A 16,678-nucleotide genomic window follows, 5' to 3' on the forward strand; every position below is an offset into this window, starting at 1 on the left:
AACACTATGGATAAGAAATCTGCTCGTATCCGTCGTGCGACCCGCGCACGCCGCAAGCTCCAAGAGCTGGGCGCAACTCGCCTGGTGGTACATCGTACCCCGCGTCATATTTACGCACAGGTAATTGCACCGAACGGTTCTGAAGTTCTGGTAGCTGCTTCTACTGTAGAAAAAGCTATCTCTGAACAACTGAAGTACACCGGTAACAAAGACGCTGCAGCAGCTGTGGGTAAAGCTGTCGCTGAACGCGCTCTGGAAAAAGGCATCAAAGATGTTTCCTTTGACCGTTCCGGGTTCCAATATCATGGTCGTGTCCAGGCACTAGCAGATGCTGCTCGTGAAGCTGGCCTCCAGTTCTAAGGTAGAGGTGTAAGATGGCTCACATCGAAAAACAAGCTGGCGAACTGCAGGAAAAGCTGATCGCGGTTAACCGCGTATCTAAAACCGTTAAAGGTGGTCGTATTTTCTCCTTCACAGCTCTGACTGTAGTTGGTGATGGTAACGGTCGCGTAGGTTTTGGTTACGGTAAAGCGCGTGAAGTTCCAGCAGCGATCCAGAAAGCGATGGAAAAAGCCCGTCGCAATATGATTAACGTCGCGCTGAACCACGGCACCCTGCAACACCCTGTAAAAGGTGTTCACACGGGTTCTCGTGTCTTCATGCAGCCGGCTTCTGAAGGTACCGGTATCATTGCCGGTGGTGCAATGCGCGCCGTTCTGGAAGTCGCTGGAGTTCATAACGTTCTGGCTAAAGCGTATGGTTCCACCAACCCGATTAACGTGGTTCGTGCAACTATCGATGGCCTGGAAAATATGAATTCTCCAGAAATGGTCGCTGCCAAGCGTGGTAAATCCGTTGAAGAAATTCTGGGGTAATGACCATGGCAAAGACTATTAAAATTACTCAAACCCGCAGTGCAATCGGTCGTCTGCCGAAACACAAGGCAACGCTGCTTGGCCTGGGTCTGCGTCGTATTGGCCACACCGTAGAACGCGAAGATACTCCCGCTGTTCGTGGTATGGTCAACGCGGTTTCCTACATGGTTAAAGTTGAGGAGTAAGAGATGCGTTTAAATACTCTGTCTCCGGCCGAAGGCTCCAAAAAGGCGGGTAAACGCCTGGGTCGTGGTATCGGTTCTGGTCTCGGTAAAACCGGTGGTCGTGGTCACAAAGGTCAGAACTCTCGTTCTGGCGGTGGCGTACGTCGCGGTTTCGAGGGTGGCCAGATGCCTCTGTACCGTCGTCTGCCGAAGTTTGGTTTCACTTCACGTAAAGCAATGATCACAGCTGAAATTCGTCTGTCTGATCTCGCTAAAGTAGAAGGCGACGTTGTAGACCTGAACACGCTGAAAGCGGCTAACATTATCGGTATCCAGATCGAATTCGCGAAAGTGATTCTGGCTGGTGAAGTAACTCGTCCGGTAACTGTTAACGGCCTGCGCGTGTCTAAAGGCGCTCGTGCTGCTATCGAAGCTGCTGGCGGTAAAATTGAGGAATAAGTAGCAGAATGGCTAAGCAACCGGGATTAGATTTTCAAAGTGCCAAAGGTGGGTTCGGCGAGCTGAAACGCAGACTTCTGTTTGTGATTGGTGCGCTGATTGTGTTCCGTATTGGCTCTTTTATTCCGATCCCTGGTATCGATGCCGCTGTACTTGCCAAACTGCTTGAGCAACAGCGAGGCACTATCATTGAAATGTTTAACATGTTCTCTGGTGGTGCTCTCAGCCGTGCTTCTATCTTTGCCTTGGGGATCATGCCGTACATTTCGGCATCGATCATCATCCAGCTGCTGACGGTGGTTCACCCGACGCTGGCAGAGATTAAGAAGGAAGGGGAATCTGGCCGTCGTAAGATTAGCCAGTACACCCGCTACGGTACTCTGGTGCTGGCAATATTCCAGGCGACCGGTATTGCTACCGGTCTGCCGAATATGCCTGGTATGCAAGGCCTGGTGATTAATCCGGGCTTTGCATTCTATTTCACCGCTGTTGTAAGTCTGGTCACAGGGACTATGTTCCTGATGTGGCTCGGCGAACAGATTACTGAACGTGGTATCGGTAACGGTATCTCGATCATTATCTTCGCCGGTATTGTTGCGGGCCTCCCGCCAGCCATCGCCCATACTATCGAGCAAGCGCGTCAAGGCGACCTGCACTTCCTCCTGTTGCTGTTGGTTGCAGTATTAGTATTTGCAGTGACCTTCTTTGTTGTGTTTGTTGAACGTGGTCAACGCCGCATTGTGGTAAACTACGCGAAACGCCAGCAAGGTCGTCGTGTCTATGCTGCACAGAGCACACATTTACCGCTGAAAGTGAATATGGCGGGGGTAATCCCGGCAATCTTCGCTTCCAGTATTATTCTGTTCCCGGCGACCATCGCGTCATGGTTCGGGGGCGGTACTGGTTGGAACTGGCTGACAACAATTTCGCTGTATTTGCAGCCTGGGCAACCGCTTTATGTGTTACTCTATGCGTCTGCAATCATCTTCTTCTGTTTCTTCTATACGGCGTTGGTTTTCAACCCGCGTGAAACAGCAGATAACCTGAAGAAGTCCGGTGCATTCGTACCAGGAATTCGTCCGGGAGAACAAACGGCGAAGTATATCGATAAAGTAATGACCCGCCTGACTTTGGTTGGTGCGTTGTACATCACTTTTATCTGCCTGATCCCGGAGTTCATGCGTGATGCAATGAAAGTGCCGTTCTACTTCGGTGGAACATCGTTACTTATCGTTGTTGTCGTGATTATGGACTTTATGGCTCAAGTGCAAACTCTGATGATGTCTAGTCAGTACGAGTCTGCATTGAAGAAGGCGAACCTGAAAGGCTACGGCCGTTAATGGTTGCCTGAGAAGTTACGGAGAGTAAAAATGAAAGTTCGTGCTTCCGTCAAGAAATTATGCCGTAACTGCAAAATCGTTAAGCGTGATGGTGTCATCCGTGTGATTTGCAGTGCCGAGCCGAAGCATAAACAGCGCCAAGGCTGATTATTTCGCATATTTTTCTTGCAAAGTTGGGTTGAGCTGGCTAGATTAGCCAGCCAATCTTTTTGTATGTCTGTACGTATCCATTTGAGTATCCTGAAAACGGGCTTTTCGGCATGGTGCGTACATATTAAATAGTAGGAGTGCATAGTGGCCCGTATAGCAGGCATTAACATTCCTGATCAGAAACATGCCGTGATCGCATTAACTTCGATCTTCGGTGTCGGCAAAACTCGTTCCAAAGCCATTTTGGCGGCGGCGGGCATTGCTGAAGATGTTAAGATCAGTGAGCTGTCTGAAGAACAAATCGACACGCTGCGTGACGAAGTTGCCAAATTTGTCGTTGAAGGTGATCTGCGCCGTGAAATCAGCATGAGCATCAAGCGCCTGATGGATCTTGGTTGCTATCGCGGTTTGCGTCATCGTCGTGGTCTGCCAGTGCGCGGTCAGCGTACGAAGACCAACGCACGTACCCGTAAGGGTCCGCGCAAACCGATCAAGAAATAATCGGGGTGATTGAATAATGGCAAAGGCACCAGTTCGTGCACGTAAGCGTGTAAGAAAACAAGTCTCTGACGGCGTGGCTCATATCCATGCTTCTTTCAACAACACCATCGTTACCATCAGCGATCGCCAAGGTAATGCACTGGGTTGGGCAACAGCCGGTGGTTCCGGTTTCCGTGGTTCACGCAAATCCACTCCGTTTGCAGCTCAGGTTGCAGCAGAGCGTTGCGCTGAAGCCGTAAAAGATTACGGCATCAAGAATCTGGAAGTTATGGTCAAAGGTCCGGGTCCGGGTCGCGAATCTACCATTCGTGCTCTGAACGCCGCTGGTTTCCGCATCACTAATATTACTGATGTGACTCCGATCCCTCATAACGGTTGTCGTCCGCCGAAAAAACGTCGCGTATAACGCCACGTTTTCCAGGTTAGTTGGAGATAGAAAATGGCAAGATATTTGGGTCCTAAGCTCAAGCTGAGCCGTCGTGAGGGCACCGACTTATTCCTTAAGTCTGGCGTTCGCGCGATCGATACCAAGTGTAAAATTGAACAAGCTCCTGGCCAGCACGGTGCGCGTAAACCGCGTCTGTCTGACTATGGTGTGCAGTTGCGTGAAAAGCAAAAAGTTCGCCGTATCTACGGTGTGCTGGAGCGTCAGTTCCGTAACTACTACAAAGAAGCAGCACGTCTGAAAGGCAACACCGGTGAAAACCTGTTGGCTCTGCTGGAAGGTCGTCTGGACAACGTTGTATACCGTATGGGCTTCGGCGCTACTCGTGCTGAATCACGTCAGCTGGTTAGCCATAAAGCTATCATGGTAAACGGTCGTGTTGTTAACATCGCTTCTTATCAGGTTAAAGCGAATGACGTTGTCAGCGTTCGTGAGAAAGCGAAAAAGCAATCTCGCGTGAAAGCCGCTCTTGAGCTGGCTGAGCAGCGTGAAAAGCCAACCTGGCTGGAAGTTGATGCTGGCAAGATGGAAGGTACGTTCAAGCGTCAGCCTGAGCGTTCTGATCTGTCTGCGGACATTAACGAACACCTGATCGTCGAGCTTTACTCCAAGTAAAGCTTAGTACCAAAGAGAGGACACAATGCAGGGTTCTGTGACAGAGTTTCTAAAACCGCGCCTGGTCGATATCGAGCAAGTGAGTTCGACGCACGCCAAGGTGACCCTTGAGCCTTTAGAACGTGGCTTCGGCCATACTTTGGGTAACGCACTGCGCCGTATTCTGCTCTCATCGATGCCGGGTTGCGCGGTGACCGAGGTTGAGATTGATGGTGTACTTCATGAGTACAGCACCAAAGAAGGCATTCAGGAAGATATCCTTGAAATCCTGCTCAACCTGAAAGGGCTGGCGGTGAGAGTTCAGGGTAAAGATGAAGTTATTCTTACTCTGAATAAATCTGGCATTGGCCCTGTGACCGCAGCCGACATTACCCACGACGGTGATGTCGAAATCGTCAAGCCGCAGCATGTTATCTGCCACCTGACCGATGAGAACGCATCTATTAATATGCGTATCAAAGTTCAGCGCGGTCGTGGTTATGTGCCGGCTTCTGCCCGAATTCATTCGGAAGAAGATGAGCGCCCAATCGGCCGTCTGCTGGTCGACGCCTGCTACAGCCCTGTAGAGCGTATTGCCTACAATGTTGAAGCAGCGCGTGTTGAGCAGCGCACCGACCTGGACAAGCTGGTCATCGAAATGGAAACCAACGGCACAATCGATCCTGAAGAGGCGATTCGTCGTGCGGCAACCATTCTGGCAGAACAACTTGAAGCTTTCGTTGACTTACGTGATGTACGTCAGCCGGAAGTTAAAGAAGAGAAACCAGAGTTCGATCCGATCCTGCTGCGCCCTGTTGACGATCTGGAATTGACTGTCCGCTCTGCTAACTGCCTTAAGGCAGAAGCTATCCACTATATCGGTGATCTGGTACAGCGTACCGAGGTTGAGTTGCTGAAAACGCCGAACCTGGGTAAAAAATCTCTTACCGAGATTAAAGACGTGCTGGCTTCTCGTGGTCTGTCACTGGGCATGCGCCTGGAAAACTGGCCGCCGGCAAGCATTGCTGACGAGTAACCGGATCACAGGTTAAGGTTTTACTGAGAAGGATAAGGTCATGCGCCATCGTAAGAGTGGTCGTCAACTGAACCGCAACAGCAGCCATCGCCAGGCTATGTTCCGCAATATGGCAGGTTCACTGGTTCGTCATGAGATCATCAAGACGACCCTGCCTAAAGCGAAAGAGCTGCGTCGCGTAGTTGAGCCGCTGATTACTCTTGCCAAGACTGATAGCGTTGCTAATCGTCGTCTGGCATTCGCCCGTACTCGTGATAACGAGATCGTGGCAAAACTGTTTAACGAACTGGGCCCGCGTTTCGCGAGCCGTGCCGGTGGTTACACTCGTATTCTGAAGTGTGGCTTCCGTGCAGGCGACAATGCGCCGATGGCTTACATCGAGCTCGTTGATCGTTCTGAATCGAAAGCAGAAGCAGCTGCAGAGTAATCTGCAGTGATTTGAAAAAACCCGCTTCGGCGGGTTTTTTTATACCCTCAGAATCCCCGCTTCACTACAATTACAGTATTCTTTTTGTTCACCCGGACGCGCACGATGTGGTTACTAGACCAGTGGGCCGAGCGCCACATTCTCGAGGCACAAAGCAAAGGCGACTTTGATGCTCTTCCTGGCAGCGGTGAGCCTCTGCTCCTTGATGACGATTTGCATGTTCCTGTGGAATTGCGTGCAGGCTATCGTTTGCTGAAAAATGCAGGGTGTTTGCCTCCAGAACTGGAGCTGCGTAAACAGGCTGTTGAGCTTGCCGACCTTTTACAGGGGATCCGCGAAGACGACCCTCGTTTCATTGAACTCCATCGCCGGCTTACTTTGTTTGAACTGAAACTGAGGCAGTCTGGAGTGAACACTGATTTTTTACGCGGTGAGTATGCAGATAAACTGTTCAACAAAATTAACGAGGAGTCGTAATGTTCCGTATTGGCGAACTGGCAAAGCTTGCTGGTGTAACACCTGATACCATCCGTTATTACGAAAAGCAGCAGATGATGGACAATCCTGTGCGCACCGAAGGAGGGTTCCGACTTTATACCGACAGCGACCTGCAGCGTTTACGTTTCATTCGTCACGGCAGCCAGTTAGGGTTTACGCTTGAGGCTATTCGTGAACTGCTATCCATTCGTGTCGATCCGGAACATCACACCTGTCAGGAATCGAAAGGAATTGTTCAGGCCAGATTGAGTGAAGTTGAGAGCAGGATTGCTCAACTGGAAACCATGCGACGTTCTTTGCAGCGCCTCAATGACGCATGTTGTGGAACTGCGCATAGCAGCGTTTATTGTTCAATCCTCGAAGCGCTGGAACAAGGAGCAGAAACGGATAAGGCAGGATGTTGATTTCAGAGCAACCCGGGATTACACTCCCGCCGACTTAAGTAAAAATTGGAGAAAATATGAGCCACTATCAACACAAGAAGGGGCAAATTAAAGATAATGCTATTGAAGCGTTACTTCATGACCCGCTGTTTCGCCAACGCGTTGAGAAAAGTAAGAAAGGGAAAGGGAGTTTTGAGCGTAGGAGTAAATACGGTAACCGGGGTAATTGGGAGGCCAGTGGTAAGAAAGTGATGCACTTTTTTACCACTGGCCTTTTACTTTCTGTGTCCTGATTAAGAACGTGAGTTTTGTTCTTTCAAAAGGTCACGAATTTCAGACAGCAGAACTTCTTCTTTCGTTGGCCCAGGTGCTGCCGCTGGTTCTTCTTTTTTACGATTCAGTTTGTTGACCAATTTGATTGCCATAAAGATGGCAAATGCCACGATCACGAAATCAAAGATGTTCTGAATGAATATACCGTAGTGCATCACAACTGCCGGAACATCACCCTGCGCATCGCGCAGAGTCACAGCAAACTGCTTAAAGTCGACCCCGCCAATGACTAATCCCAGGGGGGGCATAATAATATCGGCAACCAGTGACGATACTATTTTACCAAATGCCGCACCAATAATGACACCCACCGCCAAATCAACAACGTTTCCGCGCATCGCGAATTCGCGAAACTCTTTAATAATGCTCATTTTATTCTCCTTATGCCAACTGACATTTATAAGTTTAACAAATGATTAGCCGATTTCCATTACAGACAGGATGTCAGATGGAATAAATAAACCATAAATAATACATGGTTAATAAAAAAGGCACTCTTTTGAGTACCTTCTATGGTTACAGGAAGAAGGGACTTGGCTGGAATAATCGCTCGACGTCTGTAATAAACTTTTTATCCGTCAGGAACATAATGACGTGATCGCCTTGCTCGATGCGTAAATTATCGTTGGCGATAAGCACTTCATTCCCACGAACTACAGCGCCGATGATTGTGCCAGGCGGAAGCTTAATATCATCAATAACACGGCCGACGACTCGGGACGTGCTTTCATCCCCGTGGGCAACAGCCTCAATAGCTTCCGCTACACCGCGACGGAGGGAGGATACCCCGACAATATCAGCTTTACGTACATGGCTTAGCAGTGCCGAAATGGTCGCTTGTTGAGGAGAAATGGCAATATCAATCACGCTGCCCTGGACCAGGTCGACATATGCCCGGCGTTGGATCAGTACCATGACCTTTTTGGCGCCCATGCGTTTGGCCAGCATGGCCGACATGATGTTCGCTTCATCATCGTTGGTGACCGCAATGAACAGATCAACCTGATCGATATGCTCCTCAGCCAATAATTCCTGATCCGAAGCATCACCGTAAAAAACGATCGTGTTCTGCAGTTTCTCAGCCAGCTCTGCTGCGCGTTGTTGATCGCGTTCGATCAGTTTCACGCTGTACTCTTTCTCCAGACGGTGCGCCAGTCCGGCCCCGATATTGCCGCCGCCAACAAGCATGATGCGTTTGTATGGTTTTTCCAGCCGCTGGAGTTCACTCATTACTGCACGAATATGCTGTGATGCAGCAATGAAGAAGACTTCATCGCCCGCTTCCACGATGGTCGAACCCTGTGGTCGAATCGGTCTGTCATGACGGAAAATCGCTGCTACGCGGGTGTCGATATGTGGCATGTGTTCGCGCATCGTAGAGAGCGCATTCCCGACCAGTGGGCCACCATAATAAGCTTTCACCACTGCCAGGCTGACTTTTCCTTCAGCGAAGTTCACGACTTGCAACGCACCCGGATATTCAATCAGGCGGTACATGTTATCGATGACCAGCTGTTCCGGCGCGATGAGGTGATCGATCGGCACAGCCTCTGAATGGAAAAGTTTGTCGGCGTCACGAACGTAGTCAGGTGAACGAATGCGGGCGATGCGGTTCGGCGTGTTAAACAATGAATAGGCAACCTGGCAGGCCACCATATTTGTTTCGTCAGAGCTGGTCACTGCGACCAGCATATCGGCATCATCTGCGCCTGCTTCACGCAAAACGCGAGGATGCGAACCGTGACCCTGCACAACGCGAAGATCGAACTTATCCTGCAGGCTGCGCAAGCGGTCACCGTTGGTATCCACCACGGTGATATCGTTGTTTTCGCCGACCAGGTTCTCCGCCAACGTGCCGCCCACCTGTCCGGCACCCAGTATGATAATTTTCATCAGTCGCGACCCGTTATTTCATCACTGTTTGATTAGCTTAGCGTAAAAGAATCCGTCGCCTTCGTCTGCCGCAGGCAAGTTCTGCACACCCGGACGCGTTACGCTACCGGTTTCGTGGAGCGCTGCATCAGGCGTGCGTTTCAGAAACGCGGAAATTTGCTCGCAGTTTTCTTCCGGTAAAATTGAGCAGGTCGCATACACCAGCGTGCCACCGGTTTTCAGGTGCGCCCATGTTGCATCCAGAATTTCGCTCTGGAGCTGCGCCAGCTCAGCAATATCGCGATCGCGGCGTAGCCATTTAATATCCGGATGGCGGCGAATGACCCCCGTTGCCGAGCATGGTGCATCCAGAAGGATACGGTCAAACTGTTGTTCACCGCACCACTGTGATGGATAGCGACCATCGCCCTGTTTGACGTCGGCTTTCATGCCCAGACGTTTCAGGTTTTCATATACGCGCGACAGGCGCTGTTCGTCAATGTCGACAGCCATCAGGCGTGCTTCCGGTGCGACTTCCAGAATATGGGTTGTTTTACCGCCAGGAGCCGCACACAAATCCAGAATGACTTCTCCGTTATTTGGCATCAGGTAGTTTATGCAGCCTTGTGCCGAAGCATCTTGCACCGTAACCCAACCTTCTTCGAAGCCAGGCAGGACGTGAACAGGGGCCGGTGTTTCCAGGCGCACGGCATCAGGATATGCGTCATGCGCAAAACCTTTCATGCCTGCCTGCTCCAGTAATGCCAACCATTCATCGCGAGAATGATGATTACGGTTTACACGCAACCACATTGGTGGACGCAGGTTGTTAGCATCAAGAATGGATTGCCACTGTTGCGGGTACGCTTTCTTGATGCGTTTAACCAGCCAGGCAGGGTGCAGGAAACGGCTTTCAGTCGCGGCAAACTCTTCGAGCAGCGCTTCCTGATTACGCTGGAATTGGCGCAATACACCATTGATCAGGCCTTTCAGCTGTGGGCGCTTAATGGCGACAGCACCTTCTACCGTTTCAGCAAGCGCTGCATGGGGTGGAATTCGGGTATGCAGCAGCTGATAGAGACCCACCATGATCAAGTAATGCACGGTGCGCTGTTTACCGGTCATCGGGCGCGCCATTAACTTGTTGACCAGCCAATCGAGCTGGGAGAGCGTGCGCAATACACCGAAGCTCAGCTCCTGTAAAAGCGCTCTGTCTTTATCTGCCACTTTTTGCTGCATGGCGGGCAGGACATTACTTAATGACTGGCCTTGTTCCAACACTTGCTCAACGGCAAGAGCGACCAGACTGCGTAAATTCGTATTTTTTTTCATAAGCGTAAAAATGAAAAGGCCCGGCAATACCGGGCTTGAAGTAAGGGGCCGTCAGGCAAGACGGTTACCGGGAATAAACCACTCCCGGCGCGAATTTAAAAGATCCTGCGCGCTCATGGCTTTCTTCCCTGCAGGTTGTAGCGATTGCAGGTTCAGAATGCCATTACCGGTCGCGACCTGGATGCCATGCTTATTAGCATCGACAATGGTGCCTGGCGCGGCGTCAGTTTGCGTGTGGATAACGGATGCTTGCCATACTTTGACCGGCTGGCCATCAATCTCCAGCCAGCTCATTGGCCATGGATTAAAGGCACGAATGCAACGCTCAAGCTGCTCCGCGGACAGTGACCAGTCGACGCGTGCTTCTTCTTTACTGAGCTTTTCGGCATGAGTGACCAGAGCTTCATCCTGAACTTCTGGTTTTGCTGCGCCGTTTGCCAGCTGTTTCAGCGTTTCAATCAGGCCCTGTGGCCCCATCTCCGCGAGCTTATCGTACAGCGAACCGCTGGTATCTTCTGCGGTAATAGGACAGGAGAGTTTATACAGCATATCGCCAGTATCAAGACCCACATCCATCTGCATGATAGTAACGCCGGTTTCGGTATCGCCCGCCCAGAGTGAACGCTGGATGGGGGCTGCACCACGCCAGCGCGGCAGCAGCGAACCGTGAACGTTAATGCAGCCCAGACGCGGCATATCCAGAACCGCTTTCGGCAGGATCAGACCATAGGCAACGACAACCATAACGTCGGCGTTTAAGTCGGCAACGAGCTGCTGGTTTTCCTGAGGACGCAGTGATGCAGGCTGGAAAACCGGTAGACCTTTTTCTTCTGCCAGCACTTTAACCGGGCTTGGCATCAGCTTTTTACCGCGTCCGGCTGGCCTGTCTGGTTGAGTAAAGACGCCAACCACCTGGTGTCCAGACGACAACAGCGCGTCAAGATGACGCGCTGCAAAGTCAGGAGTACCAGCAAAAATAATGCGGAGTGATTCTGACACGTTAATTCTTATCCTTAAGCACGAGCGTTCAGTCGATCCAGTTTCTCAACTTTCTGACGGATGCGCTGCTGTTTCAGCGGGGACAGATAATCGATAAATAGTTTGCCGACCAGATGGTCCATTTCGTGCTGAATGCAGATTGCCAGCAGGCCATCGGCTTCTAATTCGTAAGGCTTACCTTCACGATCCAGCGCGCGAATTTTCACTTTCTCGGCGCGCGGAACCAGGGCCCGCTGTTCAGGGATCGACAGGCAGCCCTCTTCGATACCGGTATCGCCGCTTTTTTCCAGCAGCTCTGGGTTGATCAACACCAGCTGCTCTGCACGATCTTCAGACACGTCAATGACGATGATACGCTGATGGATGTCGACCTGAGTTGCGGCCAGACCAATACCTTCTTCGGCGTACATCGTTTCGAACATATCATCTACGATGCGCTGAATTTCTGCATTTACTTCTTTAACCGGCTCTGCGACTTTGCGAAGGCGCTCGTCCGGAATATGTAACACTTGCAAAACTGACATAATTATCCAGAGTTGTGTTCAGGAGTTGGAAAGTTTATTACCTCTATTCTAGACAAAACCCCCTCTGATTGACAGCATCACTGACCAATCGCAAAGATTGCCGGGACTGCTTGTGGCAAGGGGAAAAGGATGACACCCACAGAAATATGGCTCCGTCTGATGACGGTCAATGGGTTATACGGCGACACGCAGTTCGCGCTGGCACAACGGTTGATTTCTACAGATTCAATTAATGCCGACGTTTTGCGTGATAATGGGTTTTCAGCTAAGCACATCAAGCAATTTTTCTCACTTACCCAGCGCACCCTGGAGGACACTCAGAATTGGTTAACAATCCCTGAGCATTCCCTTCTTTCTGCTGATCATCCTGACTACCCTTCCTCATTACGGGCGATCGTCGACTATCCGGGCATTTTGTTTGTCGCGGGAGATGCAAAGCTATTAGCGTCGGCACAAATCGCGATTGTCGGCAGTCGGGATCACTCTTGGTACGGCGAGCGGTGGGGACGCATTTTCAGCGAAGCGCTTGCCAGAAAAGGCATGACGATTACCAGTGGGATGGCGCTCGGTATCGATGGTGTGGCACATCGTGCCGCGCTGGATGCATCCGGGAAAACCATTGCAGTATTGGGCAACGGTTTGTTTCATACCTATCCGCGACGACATGCTTCGTTAGCACAACGCATTATTGAAAGCGGGGGCGCGCTGGTGAGCGAATTCCCATTGGCACAGCCGCCTTTCCCCGCCAATTTCCCACGACGAAATCGAATTATCAGTGGGCTTAGTCGTGGGGTCCTTGTGGTGGAAGCGGCGATAAAAAGTGGATCTCTCGTCACGGCCAGAACCGCGCTGGAGCAGGGCCGGGACGTTTATGCCGTTCCAGGGCCATTAGGGAACCCAGGATCTGAAGGACCACACTGGTTGATTAAGCAGGGCGCGATACCCGTGACGTCAGTAGAGGATATCCTGGAAAATTTGCAATATGGGCGACATCCGTTGCCAGATGAGGCTGAAAAATCAAATTATTCCCCGGATACGGAGCTTGCAGCATTGCCATTTCCAGAGCTCCTGGCTAACGTAGGAGATGAGGTAACACCTGTTGACGTTGTCGCTGAACGTGCCGGCCAACCTGTGCCAGTGACGGTAGCCCAACTACTCGAACTGGAGTTAGCAGGATGGATCGCAGCTGTACCCGGCGGCTATGTCCGATTAAGGAGGGCATGCCATGTTCGACGTACTGATGTATTTGTTTGAGACTTACATCCATAACGAAGCAGAGATGCGGGTGGATCAGGATAAGCTGACGCAGGATCTTACTGACGCCGGTTTTGATCGTGAAGATATCTACAACGCACTGCTGTGGTTGGAAAAGCTGGCTGATTATCAGGAAGGGCTCACTGAGCCAATGCAGCTTGCTTCAGATCCACTCTCTGTTCGTATTTATACCGCAGATGAGTGCCAACGGCTGGATGCCAGTTGCCGGGGATTCTTGTTATTCCTGGAGCAGATTCAGGTGCTAAACCTCGAAACGCGTGAAATGGTTATCGAACGCGTCATGGCGCTGGATGCCACAGAGTTTGAGTTGGAAGATTTGAAGTGGGTGATTCTGATGGTGCTGTTTAATATCCCGGGCTGTGAAAATGCCTATCAGCAGATGGAAGAATTACTCTTCGAAGTAAATGAAGGTATGCTGCACTAATTCAATTGCGCAGCGACAAGAGTTGTTATGGCCAAATCAGCACTGTTTACGGTGCCTAAACACGAGCCCTGCCCACAGTGCGGGGCCGAACTGGTTATCCGAAGCGGTAAACACGGGCCGTTTCTCGGCTGTTCTCATTATCCGGAATGTGATTACGTCCGTCCCCTGAAAAGTCAGGCGGACGGACACATTGTCAAAGTTCTGGAAGGGCAGCTGTGTCCTGCTTGTGGAGCAGAACTGGTGCTTCGGCAGGGACGTTTTGGCATGTTTATCGGCTGCAGCCAGTATCCGGCCTGCGAGCATACGGAACTCATCGACAAGCCTGATGATACCGCTATCGCTTGCCCGCAGTGTCACGAAGGGCATTTGGTTCAGCGTCGTTCCCGCTATGGTAAGACTTTCCATTCCTGCGATCGCTATCCCGATTGCCAATTTGTCCTTAATTTCAAACCGGTAGTGGGCGAATGCCCCGTATGCCATTACCCACTGCTTATCGAAAAGAAGACGGCGCAGGGCGTTAAGCTCTTTTGTGCCAGTAAACAATGTGGAAAGCCGATATCGGCGGAAAAAATCAGTGAACAGTAACCTGCATCAAGAAATCGTTTTGAAAGCTATCGAAGCGCTCAATAATAAAGAAGTCATCGCTTATCCCACTGAGGCTGTTTTTGGTGTGGGTTGTGACCCTGATAGTGAAACAGCGGTCATGCGTTTGCTTGAGCTCAAGCAGCGCCCCATGGAAAAAGGCCTCATACTGATTGCCGCGAATTTTGAACAGCTCACGCCGTATATCGACGATTCCGTATTGTCGGATGCGCAGCGTGAGGCGGTGTTCTCCCGTTGGCCTGGCCCGGTCACTTTTGTCTTCCCAGCCCAGGCTTCGACCCCACGTTGGCTAACCGGGCGTTTCGATACGCTTGCTGTACGCGTGACCGACCATCCGCTGGTGGTGGAACTGTGTCAGGCATATGGGAAACCGTTGGTCTCGACGAGCGCGAATCTCACCGGGCAGGAACCTTGCCGTACCGTTGCAGAAGTTGTCACTCAATTTGGTGACGCCTTTCCGGTAGTTCAAGGAGAGACGGGTGGACGGATGAATCCTTCTGAAATTCGTGATGCCCTGACGGGCGAACTTTTCCGCCAAGGGTAATTGTATGGAACGGTACGCAGTATTCGGCAACCCCATTGCGCACAGCAAATCGCCCTTCATTCATCAGCGATTCGCCCAGCAGCTTAATATTGAGCATCCTTATGGTCGGGTGCTTGCCCCACGTGAAGCCTTTAATGAAGCGCTGGATGCATTTCTGGCTGCAGGGGGTAAAGGCTGCAATGTGACGGTTCCTTTTAAAGAAGAAGCGTTTGCACGTGCGGATGAACTGACAGAGCGGGCGGCGCTGGCTGGAGCCGTTAATACCTTGAAGCGTCTTGAAGACGGGCGACTGTTGGGTGATAACACTGACGGGATCGGTTTGTTGAGTGACCTTGAACGTCTGGCCTTTATCAAACCGGGTTATCGTATCCTATTGATTGGTGCGGGCGGCGCGGCGCGGGGCGTATTGTTACCGCTGCTGTCGCTAGACTGTGCGGTGACGGTAACCAACCGGACATTTGCCCGTGCACAGGAGCTGGCTACGCTCTTTACGCATACCGGCAGTGTGAAAGCGCTGGCGATGGATGCGCTTGCCGATCAAAAATTCGATTTGATAATCAATGCTACTTCCAGCGGTATCGGTGGTGAAACCCCTGCAATCCCGACCGCGATTATCAATATAGATGTGCACTGCTACGACATGTTCTATCAGAAGGGAAACACGCCTTTCCTGAACTGGTGCGAACAGCACGGCGCAAAACAGAATGCCGATGGTCTGGGGATGCTGGTGGCCCAGGCGGCACATGCTGTATTGCTGTGGCATGGCGTTATGCCGTCAATAACACCTGTGATCGACGAACTGAAAAAGGAACTCGCTCTGTGAATCAGGCGATCCTGTTTCCTGATCGTGAGGCCTGGGATGAAGTGCAGTTGTGCATTTGCTTCCCGGTTTTAGTTGGAGGGTTCCAGCTGAACTGCGCATTATCAGCTGAATCACTGGCGTACCGCTTTGGTGGCGATGCGCCAGAGGTATGGCTGGAAAGCTTTCGACAGAATCGCTGGGATCTGGAGGAAGAAGCCGAACAGGCTATCCGCGATCAGCAGGACGACAATCAGGGTTGGATCTGGCTTTCCTGATCGAGATATTCATCTTTCCATTTCACATAGTTGTTAGCGGAATACTTCAAGCCCTCTCGTTCCGCTTCTGTTAATGGGCGGATCTTTTTGACCGGACTGCCGAGATACAGAAAACCGCTTTCAAGACGTTTGTTTTGTGGCACCAGGCTTCCGGCCCCAATCATTACATCATCTTCTATTATTGCACCGTCCAGCAGAATCGATCCCATACCGACCAATACCCGATTGCCAATCATGCAGCCGTGCAGCATGACTTTGTGCCCTACGGTGACGTCCTCGCCGACGATCAGGGGATTGCCTTCCGGTTTATAGGAGGATTTGTGCGTGACGTGTAGGACGCTGCCGTCCTGAATATTGCTGCGGGCGCCAATAGCCACATAGTTCACATCACCGCGAATAACGACCAACGGCCAGATGCCCACATCGTCAGCGAGGCGTACATCTCCAATCACTACGCTGGTGCTGTCGATCATTACGCGGGAACCGATCTTGGGATGTAATTCTTTATAAGGGCGAATATTTGCCGACATGTTTACCTCTTTCATAAAGGAGCAGATGATTTTTAGACATTATCGGCTTTCTATAAGGCTTTAACACCTCAAAAAGTAGTCAGATCGGACGGGATCTCAGCAAAAAGAATGAAAAAACAGCGGTCGGAAAAAAGATCGCAAAAAAGGGTTGTGCAAAAAAATGGGATCCCTATAATGCGCCTCCATCGACACGGAACATGTGAACAACTTCACAGTGTACCGGCGGCGATGAGAGTTAAAAATCCTGAAATTAAGGGTTGACTCTGAAAGAGGAAAGCGTAGTATACGCCACC

Annotated in this window: 26 protein-coding genes; 20 read left to right on the forward strand and 6 right to left on the reverse strand. The window is 51.0% G+C overall.

Going from position 1 to position 16,678, the window contains the following annotated elements; genetic code table 11:
- Positions 1-6: 6 nt before the first annotated feature.
- The 14 genes from rplR to MUU46_RS13065 all read left to right on the forward strand — a co-directional run bounded on the left by rplR (position 7) and on the right by MUU46_RS13065 (position 7,165).
- Complete coding sequence (gene rplR, locus MUU46_RS13000; protein WP_006817270.1) at positions 7-360, forward strand: 50S ribosomal protein L18; 354 nt, start codon at positions 7-9, stop codon at positions 358-360.
- A 14-nt stretch (positions 361-374) separates the two neighbouring features.
- Positions 375-875, forward strand: a complete 501-nt coding sequence (rpsE, locus tag MUU46_RS13005; RefSeq protein WP_002438697.1) for a 30S ribosomal protein S5 — start codon at positions 375-377, stop codon at positions 873-875.
- A gap of 5 nt (positions 876-880) precedes the next feature.
- The gene (gene rpmD / locus MUU46_RS13010; protein WP_004846568.1) at positions 881-1,060 is read left to right on the forward strand and encodes a 50S ribosomal protein L30; all 180 of its coding nucleotides are present in this window, start codon (positions 881-883) and stop codon (positions 1,058-1,060) included.
- A 3-nt stretch (positions 1,061-1,063) separates the two neighbouring features.
- Positions 1,064-1,498, forward strand: a complete 435-nt coding sequence (gene rplO / locus MUU46_RS13015) for a 50S ribosomal protein L15 (protein ID WP_159762028.1) — start codon at positions 1,064-1,066, stop codon at positions 1,496-1,498.
- An 8-nt stretch (positions 1,499-1,506) separates the two neighbouring features.
- Positions 1,507-2,838, forward strand: a complete 1,332-nt coding sequence (gene secY / locus MUU46_RS13020) for a preprotein translocase subunit SecY (protein WP_110512469.1) — start codon at positions 1,507-1,509, stop codon at positions 2,836-2,838.
- Between the two features lie 30 nt (positions 2,839-2,868).
- A complete protein-coding gene (rpmJ, locus tag MUU46_RS13025) occupies positions 2,869-2,985 on the forward strand; it encodes a 50S ribosomal protein L36 (protein ID WP_000868187.1) in 117 nt (38 codons plus the stop codon).
- A 147-nt stretch (positions 2,986-3,132) separates the two neighbouring features.
- Positions 3,133-3,489, forward strand: coding sequence for a 30S ribosomal protein S13 (rpsM, locus tag MUU46_RS13030; protein WP_097165006.1), 357 nt, complete (start codon positions 3,133-3,135; stop codon positions 3,487-3,489).
- 16 nt (positions 3,490-3,505) lie between these two features.
- On the forward strand, positions 3,506-3,895 hold the full coding sequence (gene rpsK, locus MUU46_RS13035; protein WP_043081126.1) for a 30S ribosomal protein S11: 390 nt from the start codon (positions 3,506-3,508) through the stop codon (positions 3,893-3,895).
- Between the two features lie 33 nt (positions 3,896-3,928).
- Positions 3,929-4,549 carry a 30S ribosomal protein S4 gene (gene rpsD, locus MUU46_RS13040; RefSeq protein WP_097165007.1) on the forward strand — a complete coding sequence of 207 codons (621 nt, stop codon included), beginning with the start codon at positions 3,929-3,931 and terminating at the stop codon, positions 4,547-4,549.
- A gap of 25 nt (positions 4,550-4,574) precedes the next feature.
- Complete coding sequence (locus MUU46_RS13045) at positions 4,575-5,564, forward strand: DNA-directed RNA polymerase subunit alpha (protein WP_110512470.1); 990 nt, start codon at positions 4,575-4,577, stop codon at positions 5,562-5,564.
- 40 nt (positions 5,565-5,604) lie between these two features.
- Positions 5,605-5,991: a 50S ribosomal protein L17 gene (gene rplQ, locus MUU46_RS13050; protein ID WP_001216372.1), complete on the forward strand. Its 387-nt coding sequence runs from the start codon at positions 5,605-5,607 to the stop codon at positions 5,989-5,991.
- Between the two features lie 105 nt (positions 5,992-6,096).
- Entirely contained in the window at positions 6,097-6,468 is a 372-nt protein-coding gene (locus MUU46_RS13055; RefSeq protein WP_258965716.1) for a DnaJ family domain-containing protein, read from the forward strand.
- The gene (gene zntR, locus MUU46_RS13060) at positions 6,468-6,893 is read left to right on the forward strand and encodes a Zn(2+)-responsive transcriptional regulator (RefSeq protein WP_159762026.1); all 426 of its coding nucleotides are present in this window, start codon (positions 6,468-6,470) and stop codon (positions 6,891-6,893) included. Before MUU46_RS13055 ends, zntR begins: the two co-directional genes overlap by 1 nt.
- Before the next feature lie 56 nt (positions 6,894-6,949).
- Positions 6,950-7,165, forward strand: a complete 216-nt coding sequence (locus MUU46_RS13065) for an alternative ribosome-rescue factor A (protein WP_258965717.1) — start codon at positions 6,950-6,952, stop codon at positions 7,163-7,165.
- Here MUU46_RS13065 and mscL read toward each other — a convergent pair whose 3' ends face one another.
- The 5 genes from mscL to def form a co-directional block, all read right to left on the reverse strand.
- The gene (gene mscL, locus MUU46_RS13070; protein WP_258965718.1) at positions 7,166-7,576 is read right to left on the reverse strand and encodes a large-conductance mechanosensitive channel protein MscL; all 411 of its coding nucleotides are present in this window, start codon (positions 7,574-7,576) and stop codon (positions 7,166-7,168) included.
- Positions 7,577-7,721: 145 nt separating this feature from the next.
- On the reverse strand, positions 7,722-9,098 hold the full coding sequence (gene trkA, locus MUU46_RS13075; RefSeq protein ID WP_110512475.1) for a Trk system potassium transporter TrkA: 1,377 nt from the start codon (positions 9,096-9,098) through the stop codon (positions 7,722-7,724).
- Between the two features lie 21 nt (positions 9,099-9,119).
- Positions 9,120-10,409, reverse strand: coding sequence for a 16S rRNA (cytosine(967)-C(5))-methyltransferase RsmB (rsmB, locus tag MUU46_RS13080; RefSeq protein ID WP_258965719.1), 1,290 nt, complete (start codon positions 10,407-10,409; stop codon positions 9,120-9,122).
- A 51-nt stretch (positions 10,410-10,460) separates the two neighbouring features.
- Complete coding sequence (gene fmt, locus MUU46_RS13085; protein ID WP_258965720.1) at positions 10,461-11,408, reverse strand: methionyl-tRNA formyltransferase; 948 nt, start codon at positions 11,406-11,408, stop codon at positions 10,461-10,463.
- A gap of 14 nt (positions 11,409-11,422) precedes the next feature.
- Complete coding sequence (gene def / locus MUU46_RS13090; protein WP_159762021.1) at positions 11,423-11,932, reverse strand: peptide deformylase; 510 nt, start codon at positions 11,930-11,932, stop codon at positions 11,423-11,425.
- Positions 11,933-12,061: 129 nt separating this feature from the next.
- On the opposite strand from def, the gene dprA reads away from it, so the two are divergent.
- Genes dprA through MUU46_RS13120 form a run of 6 tightly spaced genes read left to right on the forward strand, consistent with a single transcriptional unit; the run spans position 12,062 to position 15,855 of the window.
- Complete coding sequence (dprA, locus tag MUU46_RS13095) at positions 12,062-13,186, forward strand: DNA-protecting protein DprA (protein ID WP_258965721.1); 1,125 nt, start codon at positions 12,062-12,064, stop codon at positions 13,184-13,186.
- On the forward strand, positions 13,158-13,631 hold the full coding sequence (gene smg / locus MUU46_RS13100; protein ID WP_110512480.1) for a DUF494 family protein Smg: 474 nt from the start codon (positions 13,158-13,160) through the stop codon (positions 13,629-13,631). The genes dprA and smg overlap by 29 nt, the downstream gene beginning before the upstream one ends.
- A 27-nt stretch (positions 13,632-13,658) precedes the next feature.
- On the forward strand, positions 13,659-14,216 hold the full coding sequence (locus tag MUU46_RS13105; RefSeq protein ID WP_258965722.1) for a DNA topoisomerase family protein: 558 nt from the start codon (positions 13,659-13,661) through the stop codon (positions 14,214-14,216).
- Positions 14,206-14,778 (forward strand): L-threonylcarbamoyladenylate synthase type 1 TsaC, encoded by a 573-nt coding sequence (gene tsaC, locus MUU46_RS13110; protein WP_258965723.1) that lies wholly within the window; start codon positions 14,206-14,208, stop codon positions 14,776-14,778. The genes MUU46_RS13105 and tsaC overlap by 11 nt, the downstream gene beginning before the upstream one ends.
- Before the next feature lie 4 nt (positions 14,779-14,782).
- Positions 14,783-15,601 carry a shikimate dehydrogenase gene (gene aroE / locus MUU46_RS13115; protein WP_258965724.1) on the forward strand — a complete coding sequence of 273 codons (819 nt, stop codon included), beginning with the start codon at positions 14,783-14,785 and terminating at the stop codon, positions 15,599-15,601.
- The gene (locus MUU46_RS13120; RefSeq protein WP_258965725.1) at positions 15,598-15,855 is read left to right on the forward strand and encodes a DUF1488 family protein; all 258 of its coding nucleotides are present in this window, start codon (positions 15,598-15,600) and stop codon (positions 15,853-15,855) included. Before aroE ends, MUU46_RS13120 begins: the two co-directional genes overlap by 4 nt.
- Here the strand turns inward: MUU46_RS13120 and MUU46_RS13125 are convergent.
- Positions 15,831-16,385: a gamma carbonic anhydrase family protein gene (locus MUU46_RS13125; RefSeq protein ID WP_258965726.1), complete on the reverse strand. Its 555-nt coding sequence runs from the start codon at positions 16,383-16,385 to the stop codon at positions 15,831-15,833. The genes MUU46_RS13120 and MUU46_RS13125 overlap by 25 nt on opposite strands.
- Positions 16,386-16,678 lie beyond the last annotated feature (293 nt).

It is taken from the genome of Scandinavium tedordense (assembly GCF_024764965.1).
Lineage (GTDB): Bacteria > Pseudomonadota > Gammaproteobacteria > Enterobacterales > Enterobacteriaceae > Scandinavium > Scandinavium tedordense.

Excerpts from the sequence above, each read along its gene's own strand:
- rplR (WP_006817270.1), top strand. The coding sequence starts at position 7 with ATGGATAAGAAATCTGCTCGTATCCGTCGTGCGACCCGCGCACGCCGC.
- rpsE (WP_002438697.1), top strand. The coding sequence starts at position 375 with ATGGCTCACATCGAAAAACAAGCTGGCGAACTGCAGGAAAAGCTGATC.
- rpmD (WP_004846568.1), top strand. The coding sequence starts at position 881 with ATGGCAAAGACTATTAAAATTACTCAAACCCGCAGTGCAATCGGTCGT.
- rplO (WP_159762028.1), top strand. The coding sequence starts at position 1,064 with ATGCGTTTAAATACTCTGTCTCCGGCCGAAGGCTCCAAAAAGGCGGGT.
- secY (WP_110512469.1), top strand. The coding sequence starts at position 1,507 with ATGGCTAAGCAACCGGGATTAGATTTTCAAAGTGCCAAAGGTGGGTTC.
- rpmJ (WP_000868187.1), top strand. The coding sequence starts at position 2,869 with ATGAAAGTTCGTGCTTCCGTCAAGAAATTATGCCGTAACTGCAAAATC.
- rpsK (WP_043081126.1), top strand. The coding sequence starts at position 3,506 with ATGGCAAAGGCACCAGTTCGTGCACGTAAGCGTGTAAGAAAACAAGTC.
- rpsD (WP_097165007.1), top strand. The coding sequence starts at position 3,929 with ATGGCAAGATATTTGGGTCCTAAGCTCAAGCTGAGCCGTCGTGAGGGC.
- MUU46_RS13045 (WP_110512470.1), top strand. The coding sequence starts at position 4,575 with ATGCAGGGTTCTGTGACAGAGTTTCTAAAACCGCGCCTGGTCGATATC.
- rplQ (WP_001216372.1), top strand. The coding sequence starts at position 5,605 with ATGCGCCATCGTAAGAGTGGTCGTCAACTGAACCGCAACAGCAGCCAT.
- MUU46_RS13055 (WP_258965716.1), top strand. The coding sequence starts at position 6,097 with ATGTGGTTACTAGACCAGTGGGCCGAGCGCCACATTCTCGAGGCACAA.
- zntR (WP_159762026.1), top strand. The coding sequence starts at position 6,468 with ATGTTCCGTATTGGCGAACTGGCAAAGCTTGCTGGTGTAACACCTGAT.
- MUU46_RS13065 (WP_258965717.1), top strand. The coding sequence starts at position 6,950 with ATGAGCCACTATCAACACAAGAAGGGGCAAATTAAAGATAATGCTATT.
- mscL (WP_258965718.1), bottom strand. The coding sequence starts at position 7,576 with ATGAGCATTATTAAAGAGTTTCGCGAATTCGCGATGCGCGGAAACGTT.
- trkA (WP_110512475.1), bottom strand. The coding sequence starts at position 9,098 with ATGAAAATTATCATACTGGGTGCCGGACAGGTGGGCGGCACGTTGGCG.
- rsmB (WP_258965719.1), bottom strand. The coding sequence starts at position 10,409 with ATGAAAAAAAATACGAATTTACGCAGTCTGGTCGCTCTTGCCGTTGAG.
- def (WP_159762021.1), bottom strand. The coding sequence starts at position 11,932 with ATGTCAGTTTTGCAAGTGTTACATATTCCGGACGAGCGCCTTCGCAAA.
- dprA (WP_258965721.1), top strand. The coding sequence starts at position 12,062 with ATGACACCCACAGAAATATGGCTCCGTCTGATGACGGTCAATGGGTTA.
- smg (WP_110512480.1), top strand. The coding sequence starts at position 13,158 with ATGTTCGACGTACTGATGTATTTGTTTGAGACTTACATCCATAACGAA.
- MUU46_RS13105 (WP_258965722.1), top strand. The coding sequence starts at position 13,659 with ATGGCCAAATCAGCACTGTTTACGGTGCCTAAACACGAGCCCTGCCCA.
- aroE (WP_258965724.1), top strand. The coding sequence starts at position 14,783 with ATGGAACGGTACGCAGTATTCGGCAACCCCATTGCGCACAGCAAATCG.
- MUU46_RS13125 (WP_258965726.1), bottom strand. The coding sequence starts at position 16,385 with ATGTCGGCAAATATTCGCCCTTATAAAGAATTACATCCCAAGATCGGT.